The organism is Pseudomonas sp. GW821-FHT02A11, from assembly GCF_059421985.1.
Map to the genome: position 1 here is coordinate 148,275 of NZ_JBWKWB010000009.1, position 8,944 is coordinate 157,218.

The following is an 8,944-nucleotide window of genomic DNA, read 5'->3' on the forward strand; positions in this document are numbered from 1 at the left end:
CGCTCCTCAGGCCGGTCGCGGGGGCTCGTCGATCAATATGAACAGACGGAACATCACGACGCTGATAAACAGCTGCAAAAAGCTGGAAATACTGTCCACGGCCAGCGCCAATAGCGGGCTCTGCTGGTCGGGCAATACATAAAAGCTCAGGCCTTCCAGGATTGAGAGCGGAATGTAGACGAACAGCACGCAAGCGAGGATCCGCACCAGATGGCCGCGCGTCATCTTGAAACTCTCGCGCATCGCATCGAGCGGCCCCAGACCGCGCAGCACCAACAGGTACTCGGAGAACACCAGCTTGATCATCACCCACACGCCGGGGACGATGAACAGCGACAGTCCCGCCATGATCAGCAGTGTGCTCAAGGCCGTGAGCACTGCGAAGGTCGGCCACAGGCGCAGGGTCGCAGCGAGCAGGTCGCGTTTGCTGGGCGCTTCGCCGCGGGTCTTGGCGTCGAGGAAGAGGATCAACGCGCCGGTATATAAAGGGTAAAACAGCAGGCCGATCAGTAGCTGCCAGCTCGCCGAGCCGTTCGGACCGACCGCGCTGGCCAGCATTTGCTTGGTCAAGGCCTCGAGGATCACCAGCGGCAGGCACAGTGTAAGAATGCTGGCGAAGTGGCGCCGGAAGAAGTACAGCGAGTCTTGAATGATCGTCAGCGGATTCATGAAAGGGTCACAGGCAAAAGCAGGCCGACACTTTAACGTAGAGCGGGTGAACGGGCCAATCGGCTGGACCGCTTCGGGGGTTCTTAACTTTTTCTACATCCTGTTGAAATGCCCTCGAAACGCCCCATTACTGATTGTGTCTGACACTTCGTCAGTCACAGCATTCCTACGGCAATCTAACGAGGTCGCCATGAACACCGAAGAGCAAACCCTGATCGATGGCTTGTTTACCAAACTCAAGCAAGCAGAAACCGATTCGGCCCCCCGAGACGCTCAGGCCGAGGCGCTGATCAAGGAGCACCTGACACGCCAGCCCGCCGCGCCTTATTACATGGCCCAGGCGATTCTGGTCCAAGAGGTCGCGCTCAAGCAGATGGAGGCCCAGAACCGTCAGCGCGACGAGCAGATCCAACAGCTGCAGGCCGAGTTGGCGCGGGTCAAGGCTCAGCCGGCTCCGGCCCAGAGCGGCGGCTTCCTGTCGAGCATCTTTGGCGGCGGCTCCCGTGATTCGCAACCACAACAGCCCGCATCGTCCTTTTCGCGTCCTTCCAGCCCGCCTCCTTCGTCAGCTGGCGGCTGGCGTGACGGCCCTGCCAGCCCACCGCCGTACAACCCGCCACAAGGCAACTATGGCCAGCCGCAGCAACAGGCGCCCGCTGCACCGTTGGGCAGCGGCTTCCTGGGCGGCGCGCTGAGAACCGCAGCCGGTGTAGCCGGTGGCGTGATGCTGGCTGAAGGCATCAGCAGCCTGTTCCACCACAACAGCCAGCCCCAGGAGATCGTCGAGATCATCGAGCAGCAACCGGCGCAGCCTGCCAGCGACAGCGATTTGGGCAATGGCGGCGGCAGTGGGTGGGGCGACGACCAGCAGCGCGTGACCAGCAACGACAACTGGGGCAACGACTCCGGTGGTTTGGCCGATACCGACTACGGCAGCGATGACAGCGGTGGTTTCTTTGGCGGCGATGATGACGATTCGTACGTCTGATCGCTGATTCATGAATGCATGCGGCCTGCCTGGCCGGCCGCATGTGGTTTCCTGTGGGAGCGAATTCATTCGCGATTGGCCAGTACATTCGATGGATATCCGTCGGCTGTACCGGCGTCTCGCGAATGAATTCGCTCCCACAGTGTTGTGTGATTGCCAATGGAGCGTTCACTCCGAGCCGGTGTGCAGACACACAGCCCTTCAATCCCCTCCCCAAACTGGCATACTGAGCGCCGGTCCGACGTTCGGGCCCTTGCCGCTTGTCAGCGCATCAAGGAGTTCGGGTGAGAAGAATTGCGGTGTTCGCCGACGTACAGAATTTGTATTACACCGTGCGTCAAGCCCATGGCTGCCACTTCAACTATGCCGCGCTGTGGGCGGACATCAGCAAGCGCGGGCAGATCGTCGAAGCGTACGCCTATGCCATCGACCGTGGCGACAGCAAGCAGCAGCAATTCCAGCAGATCCTTCGCAACCTCGGTTTCACCGTCAAACTCAAACCCTACATCCAGCGCAGCGATGGCTCGGCCAAAGGTGACTGGGACGTGGGCATCACCATCGACATCATGGACGTTGCGCCCAATGTCGATGAGGTGGTGCTGGCCTCCGGGGATGGGGATTTCGATCTGCTGCTCGAGCGCATCATCAGCAAGCACGGCGTCGAAGCGGTGGCGTATGGCGTGCCGGGCTTGACCGCCAACTCGCTGATTCGGGCGGCCAGTCGTTACGTGCCTATTGAGGGCGGGTTGCTGCTAAAGAGTTAACGTTCCGACTCCTACCGCTTCACTAAGGTTTTCATTCCAATGCAAGAACGCATCGCCGTCATCGACTTCGAAACCACCGGCATTTCCCCCAACAGCAGTTGCCGGGCGACCGAGATCGCCGTGGTGATCATGGAACAGGGCGTGATCGTCGAGCGTTATCAGAGCCTGATGAACGCGGGCGTGCGCATTCCGTCCTTCATCGAGTCGCTGACCGGCATCAGCAACGCCATGCTGCGCACCGCACCCCCGGCTAGCGGGTGATGAACGAAGTCTGCGAGTTCGTCGGCCTGACCCCGCTGGTCGCGCACAACGCGTCGTTCGACCAGAAGTTCTGGGATTACGAGCTGTCGCGCATCAAACGCAACCGCGAGCAAAGCTTTGCCTGCTCGATGTTGCTGGCCCGACGCTTGCTGCCCGGCGCGCCCAACCACAAGCTTGGCACGCTGACCTCCTGGGCGGGTTTGCCCCATACCGGCAAGGCTCACCGGGCCATGGCCGACGCCGAGATGGCCGCCAACCTTACTGCGCACCTGAGCCATGAACTGCGCAACACCCATGGCATTGCCGGAGTTTCCCATCAGTTGCTGTGCACATTGCAAAAGGTCCCGGCCAAGAAACTCGCTGAAGCGATCAACGAGCATCGCGGTCTGTGATGAATCCGGGTTTGACCTGCAAAAGTGTACGGGTCGAATAAACCCCGGTTGTTACTGAACCTGTCATCGCATCTTCTCTACACTGGATCCCCATAAAAATCACAGATCCTGATTGAGCCTGTTCATGCCTGCCTCCCGCCGTTTTCCCCTGTTGCTGATCGGGGCCTTTTTCGCGCTTTACGTGATCTGGGGCTCCACTTACCTGGCCATACGCATCGGTATCCAGACCTGGCCGCCGCTGATGATGGCGGGGGTGCGCTTCACCATTGCCGGCTCCATTCTGTTCGCCTTCATGCGCTTTCGCGGCGCGCCGATGCCCAGTTGGAAACAATGGAAGGCGGCCGCTATGATCGGCTTTCTGTTGCTGGCCTGTGGCAACGGCGCAGTGACCCTGGCCGAACACGCAGGCGTGGCATCGGGTGTCGCGGCGCTGGCGGTGGCAGTGGTTCCGCTGTTCACGTTGCTGTTCGGCCTGTTCTGGCGCCAGCGCAATACGCCGCTTGAGTGGGCCGGGATCCTGCTGGGGCTGATCGGCATCGGCCTGCTCAATCTGGGCTCGAACCTGCAAGCCAGTCCCTATGGCGCGGCATTGGTGATCTTCGCAGCCGCCGCCTGGGCGTTCGGCTCGGTCTGGAGCCGTTACCTGCCGCTGCCTCCCGGCCCGATGGCGAGCGCCTGCGAAATGCTGGTGGCAGGCGTCCTGATGTTGCTCGCCAGCTACCTCAGTGGCGAGCGTGTGACCCAGTCACCGGGGCTTTCCGGCTGGCTGGTGATGGCCTACCTGGTGGTGTTCGGCTCCATCGTGGCGTTCAGCTCTTATATGTACCTGCTGAAAAACGTGCGGCCTGCAGCGGCGACCAGCTATTGCTATGTGAATCCGGCGGTCGCGGTGTTGCTCGGCGTGTTGTTCGCCGACGAACACATCGGCCCTGCCGAAGGCGCAGCCATGGCCGTGATCATCAGCGCGGTGGTGCTGATCGGCTTGCCGCAGTGGCGCAAGCAGAAACCCGCTTAAAACGGGTAAACTGCGCGCCATTGCGCGACGCGCTGACCCTTTTTCGACGGTATCCCCATGACATTCGCCTCTCTTGGCCTGATCGAACCTTTGCTGCGCGCCCTCGAAACGCTCGGCTACCAGACGCCCACTCCCGTTCAGGCCAAGGCCATTGGGCCGGTCCTCGAAGGCCGCGACCTGATGGCCGCAGCGCAAACCGGCACTGGCAAGACCGCCGGTTTCGCCTTGCCATTGCTGCAGCGCCTGACCATGGAGGGCCCCAAAGTCGCAGCCAACTCGGTACGTGCGCTGGTGCTGGTGCCGACCCGTGAGCTGGCCGAGCAGGTTCACGAAGCGATCCGCCAGTACGCCGAACACCTGCCGCTGAGCACCTACGCGGTCTACGGCGGCGTGAGCATCAACCCGCAGATGATGAAGCTGCGCCGCGGCGTCGATGTGCTGGTGGCAACGCCGGGCCGTCTGCTCGACCTGCATCGTCAGAATGCGGTTAAGTTCTCCCAGCTGCAGACCCTGATCCTCGACGAAGCCGATCGCATGCTCGATCTGGGCTTCTCCGAAGAGCTGCGCGACATCTACGCCGCGCTGCCCAAGCGTCGCCAGACCTTGCTGTTCTCCGCCACCTTCTCCGAGCCCATTCGCCTGCTCGCCGGGCAGATGCTCGACAACCCCCTGACCATCGAAGTCAGCCCGCGCAACGTCGCGGCGTCCTCGGTCAAGCAGTGGATCGTGACCGTCGACAAGAAGCGCAAGAGCGAGCTGTTCATCCACCTGCTGAAAAAGCTGCGCTGGAGCCAGGTGCTGGTGTTCGCCAAGACCCGCGTGGGCGTCGATCAGTTGGTGGACCGCCTGCAGGGCCTGAGCATCAACGCCGACGGCATTCACGGCGACAAGCCACAGGCCACTCGCCAGCGCGCGCTGGATCGCTTCAAGACCGGTGAAGTGCAGATTCTGGTCGCCACCGACGTTGCCGCGCGTGGTCTGGACATCGACGATCTGCCCACCGTGGTCAACCTCGACCTGCCGATCGTCGCCGAAGATTACGTCCACCGCATCGGTCGTACCGGCCGTGCCGGGCAGACCGGTGAAGCGATTTCGCTGGTGTGCGCCGACGAAGTCGATCTGCTCAGTGCCATTGAAGTCCTGACCCGTCAGACCCTGCAGCGCAAGGTAGAGCCGGATTTCGAGCCCGAGCACCGCGTGCCGGTGACCGACGCCAGCGGCCAGATCCTGAAGAAACCGAAAAAGCCCAAGAAGCCGAAAACCAGTGGCAGCGGTGGCAAGCGCAATCTGGGCAAGTGGGTCGACAGCGGCGAGACCACAGCCGATGTGCCTGCGGCCAAGCCGGTGCGCAAGGTGCCGGTCTTCAACACCGGGCCGCGCAAGAAAAAGCCGTAAGCGGGTAGCCTCGAGCAGCTCGGCTTGCCAGTGGTGGCGATGGTGATGACGCCACCGCTGGCAGGCGGTGCTGCTACAGTGAATGTGTCATGAATGGACTCGCTGGCAGGTAACAGGGACCGATGATCTCAAGACGCCATTGTCTTTTCCCGCCCGACCCCTCACCATCGCTTTCCGATTCTCCGTTGGCTGATGGACTAAACGAATTGGCAGTACGTTCAGCTCACAAGCGCCCTGGGTTTTGGCTGCTGCTTGCGCTTGCACTGACGTGCACGGCGTGTGCGAGCTATCTGAGCGCGGACTGGGACTTTTCGTTGATCAGCCGTCGTGCCGAGTCGCTGTATGGCCCCTTGGGCGCCGGCAAACAACGCATCGATGCGTGGCAGAACCTGTTGTCGACCGAGAAGCAGATCAGTGAGATGGACAAGCTGAAGGTGGTCAACGCCTTCTTCAACAAGCAGATGCGCTATGAGGAAGATATCGACTTGTGGCACGAGGTCGATTACTGGGCCACGCCCATCGAGTCGTTGTGGAAGGGCGCAGGCGACTGTGAAGACTACGCCATCGCCAAGTATTTCAGCCTGCGTCGGCTCGGCGTACCCAGCGAAAAGCTGCTGATCACCTACGTTAAAGCCTTGCGCCTGAATCGCGCGCACATGGTGCTGACCTATTATTCGAGCCCGAACGCCATGCCCTTGGTGCTCGACAGTCTGATCAATGAAATCAAGCCTGCCAGCGAACGCCAGGACCTGTTGCCGGTGTATTCCTTCAACGCCGAAGGGCTGTTTTTGCCGGGCGCGCAGGGCAACAAGAAAGTGAGCGATACCAAACGTCTGTCCCGCTGGCAGGACGTGCTGAAGAAAATGACCGCCGAAGGCTTTCCCCCAGAGCCTGAGAACTAGGAGTACCGATGTCTCTTTTCAAACAGCTGTTGATCGCTATCTGTCTGTTTCTGGTGGTCGCGTTCACCGGCAGTTTTGTTGTCAGCCTGGAGAGTTCGCGCGCGCAGTACGTCAACCAGCTGCGGTCTCACGCGCAGGATGCCGCGACGTCGCTGGCGTTGTCGCTGACGACGAATATCGACGACCCGACGATGGTCGAGCTAATGGTGACGTCGATCTTCGACAGCGGCTACTACGCCAGCATTCGCGTGGTGGATCTGGCGACCAATGCCGTGATCGTCGAGCGTAGCGCTACGCCTGACAATCAAGGCGTGCCGCAGTGGTTCATCAACGCCATCGGCTTGGAGCCCGCGGGGGGCGAGGCGATTGTCAGTCGCGGCTGGCAGCAGACCGCGCGGGTCGAGGTGGTCAGCCATCCGATGTTCGCCCTGGCCAAGCTGTGGCAGAGCGCGTTGGGCAGCCTTGGCTGGCTGGTCGTGTGCGGCATCATCAGTGCGATGCTTGGCGCCATGCTGTTGCGTCGGCAGTTGAAGCCGCTGGATTACATGGTCGCGCAATCTCACGCCATTGGTCGTCGTGAATTCCTGATTCTGCCCGAATTGCCGCGCACCCCTGAGCTGCGCCGCGTGGTGCAGGCAATGAACCAGATGGTCGAGAAGCTCAAGGCGCTGTTTCAGGAAAGCACCGAGCGCAGCGAAAAGCTGCGGATCGAGTCTTATCAGGACAGCCTGACGGGGCTTTCCAACCGGCGCTATTTCGACATGCAGCTCAAGGCCCATGTCAGTAATCAGGAAGAAGAGCGGGCCGGTTATCTGCTGTTGCTGCGTGTGTCGGATCTGGCGGGCTTGAACCTGCGTCTGGGCGGCAAACGCACGGACGCCTTGCTGGTGGCCGTCGCGCAGGTGCTGGTCAAACTGAGCGACACATACCCCAAAATGCGTAATCTCATCAGCCGCTCCCGGGGTGGCGAGTTTGCGGTGCTGGCGCCGGGTATGGCCCATCAAGAAGCACTGGAACTGGTTCGCGATCTGGAGCAGGCCCTGCATGCGCTGGGGGCGACCGGCGCGTCCGACGTGCAGCCGGTTGCTCACATGGGCCTGGCGCCGTACACGCCGGGCGAGGCGCCGCTGACCTTGCTGGCGTTGGCGGATCAGGCGCTGGCGTTGGCTGAAACCCAGGGCGAGCAGACTTGGGCGTGCGTCGAGAACGGCGTGGTGACCAATGTAGGGGACGACGAGCACACTTGGCGTCTAGTGCTGGATTCGGCGTTGAGCAAAGGCGGTTTCGAGCTGTTCTTCCAGCCGGTGGTCGAGACGCGCAATACCGATCGCGTGCTGCACTACAAGGCCTTGTCGCGGCTGGTCAACGAACAGGGCCAGGCGATTCCGGCGGGGCGTTTCCTGCCGTGGATCGAGCGCTTTGGCTGGGCCAGCCGCCTCGACCTGCTGATGCTGCAACTCGTGCTCGAACACATGGAAACCCACGATCAGCCGCTGGCGCTGAACCTGTCGGCGGCCACGCTGAATGACCCTGCTGCGTTGAATCAGGTGTTCGATGCCCTGCGCCAGCACCCGAAACTGCGCGGTCGCCTGACCTTCGAGATCGGCGAAGAACAGCTGCCGGACCAAGCGGTGCTGGAAAAGCTCGCTCGCCGCCTGCAAGAAGCCGGTTTCACCCTGGCGCTGCAACGCTTCGGCGGCCGTTTCAGCATGATTGGCAACCTGGCGCATCTGGGGCTGGCGTATTTGAAGATCGACGGCAGTTATATTCGCGCCGTCGACGAAGAAAGCCACAAGCGCCTGTTCATCGAGGCCGTGCAGCGTGCCGCGCACAGCATCGACCTGCCGCTGATCGCCGAGCGTGTCGAGACCGAAGGCGAGCGTCAGGTGATTGCCGAGATGGGAATCGAAGGCGTGCAGGGCCGGTTGGTCGGTGATCCAGCGCCCTGGAAGTGAATCCAGTGTTTTTGATTCTGGCCGCAGGCCGGAGTCGGCTTGCCAACGATCTGGCGCGAAGCGGCAGTAGAGTCTGCCTACGCGGGGTGTCAGTCCTGTCGCATGCACAGACTTTACTGCCGCTTCGCGCCAGATCGCGAGCAAGCTTGCTCCTACGCCCTCTGGGCAGAAGCAGCTTTGTATCCGCTTAAATCAACCGCGTCTCATCGTCATTGATCAGGTTGCTCAGGCCACCCAGGTTTTCCCGCGCCTGGTTACGGTCGAGTAACTTCGCCTGCGCAGGCGCGGGCAAATCGGTGATGTTGAGAATGCCCTTGCTGGTCAGCACCTGAATCAAGTCGTCGAGTACACGGATCATCTCCATGTCGCTCAACTTGAGCTGGTTCAGGCTCTTTTCCACCACTTCATTGGCGTACCAGGCCTGGATCTCGTGATCGTCGGCCGGTAGCTGGCCGGTCGCTTCGGCAAAGGCCGCCGCCTCGACACGCACAAGCTGTCCCGCTGCATCGCGCTGAACGTAAAACATGGCTCATTCCTCAGTGAATGCAAAGGCTGGCAGCCGTTTGAGACGGCTGCCAGCACAGTACATCAGCTCACGCTAGT

At 61.3% G+C, this 8,944-nt stretch carries 8 protein-coding genes and 1 pseudogene; 7 read left to right on the forward strand and 2 right to left on the reverse strand.

Features of this window, described 5'->3' with window-relative positions:
* Window positions 1-6: 6 nt before the first annotated feature.
* Window positions 7-669, reverse strand: coding sequence for a YciC family protein (locus AC07V9_RS15570; RefSeq protein WP_495016562.1), 663 nt, complete (start codon window positions 667-669; stop codon window positions 7-9).
* Window positions 670-859: 190 nt separating this feature from the next.
* On the opposite strand from AC07V9_RS15570, the gene AC07V9_RS15575 reads away from it, so the two are divergent.
* The 7 genes and pseudogenes from AC07V9_RS15575 (at window position 860) to lapD (ending at window position 8,341) form a co-directional block, all read left to right on the forward strand.
* Window positions 860-1,657 (forward strand): DUF2076 domain-containing protein, encoded by a 798-nt coding sequence (locus tag AC07V9_RS15575; protein ID WP_495016563.1) that lies wholly within the window; start codon window positions 860-862, stop codon window positions 1,655-1,657.
* 284 nt (window positions 1,658-1,941) lie between these two features.
* Window positions 1,942-2,421: an NYN domain-containing protein gene (locus tag AC07V9_RS15580; protein WP_495016564.1), complete on the forward strand. Its 480-nt coding sequence runs from the start codon at window positions 1,942-1,944 to the stop codon at window positions 2,419-2,421.
* Window positions 2,422-2,460: 39 nt separating this feature from the next.
* A pseudogene (locus tag AC07V9_RS15585) lies at window positions 2,461-3,074 on the forward strand (3'-5' exonuclease).
* Window positions 3,075-3,198: 124 nt separating this feature from the next.
* Window positions 3,199-4,089, forward strand: coding sequence for a drug/metabolite exporter YedA (gene yedA, locus AC07V9_RS15590; protein WP_495016565.1), 891 nt, complete (start codon window positions 3,199-3,201; stop codon window positions 4,087-4,089).
* A 57-nt stretch (window positions 4,090-4,146) separates the two neighbouring features.
* Entirely contained in the window at window positions 4,147-5,484 is a 1,338-nt protein-coding gene (rhlE1, locus tag AC07V9_RS15595; protein WP_495016566.1) for an RNA helicase RhlE1, read from the forward strand.
* A 206-nt stretch (window positions 5,485-5,690) separates the two neighbouring features.
* The gene (gene lapG, locus AC07V9_RS15600) at window positions 5,691-6,386 is read left to right on the forward strand and encodes a cysteine protease LapG (protein WP_495016567.1); all 696 of its coding nucleotides are present in this window, start codon (window positions 5,691-5,693) and stop codon (window positions 6,384-6,386) included.
* Window positions 6,387-6,394: 8 nt separating this feature from the next.
* Window positions 6,395-8,341 carry a cyclic di-GMP receptor LapD gene (lapD, locus tag AC07V9_RS15605; RefSeq protein ID WP_495016568.1) on the forward strand — a complete coding sequence of 649 codons (1,947 nt, stop codon included), beginning with the start codon at window positions 6,395-6,397 and terminating at the stop codon, window positions 8,339-8,341.
* A gap of 187 nt (window positions 8,342-8,528) precedes the next feature.
* Here lapD and AC07V9_RS15610 read toward each other — a convergent pair whose 3' ends face one another.
* Window positions 8,529-8,867 (reverse strand): tryptophan synthase subunit beta, encoded by a 339-nt coding sequence (locus AC07V9_RS15610; RefSeq protein WP_495016569.1) that lies wholly within the window; start codon window positions 8,865-8,867, stop codon window positions 8,529-8,531.
* Between the last annotated feature and the right edge of the window lie 77 nt (window positions 8,868-8,944).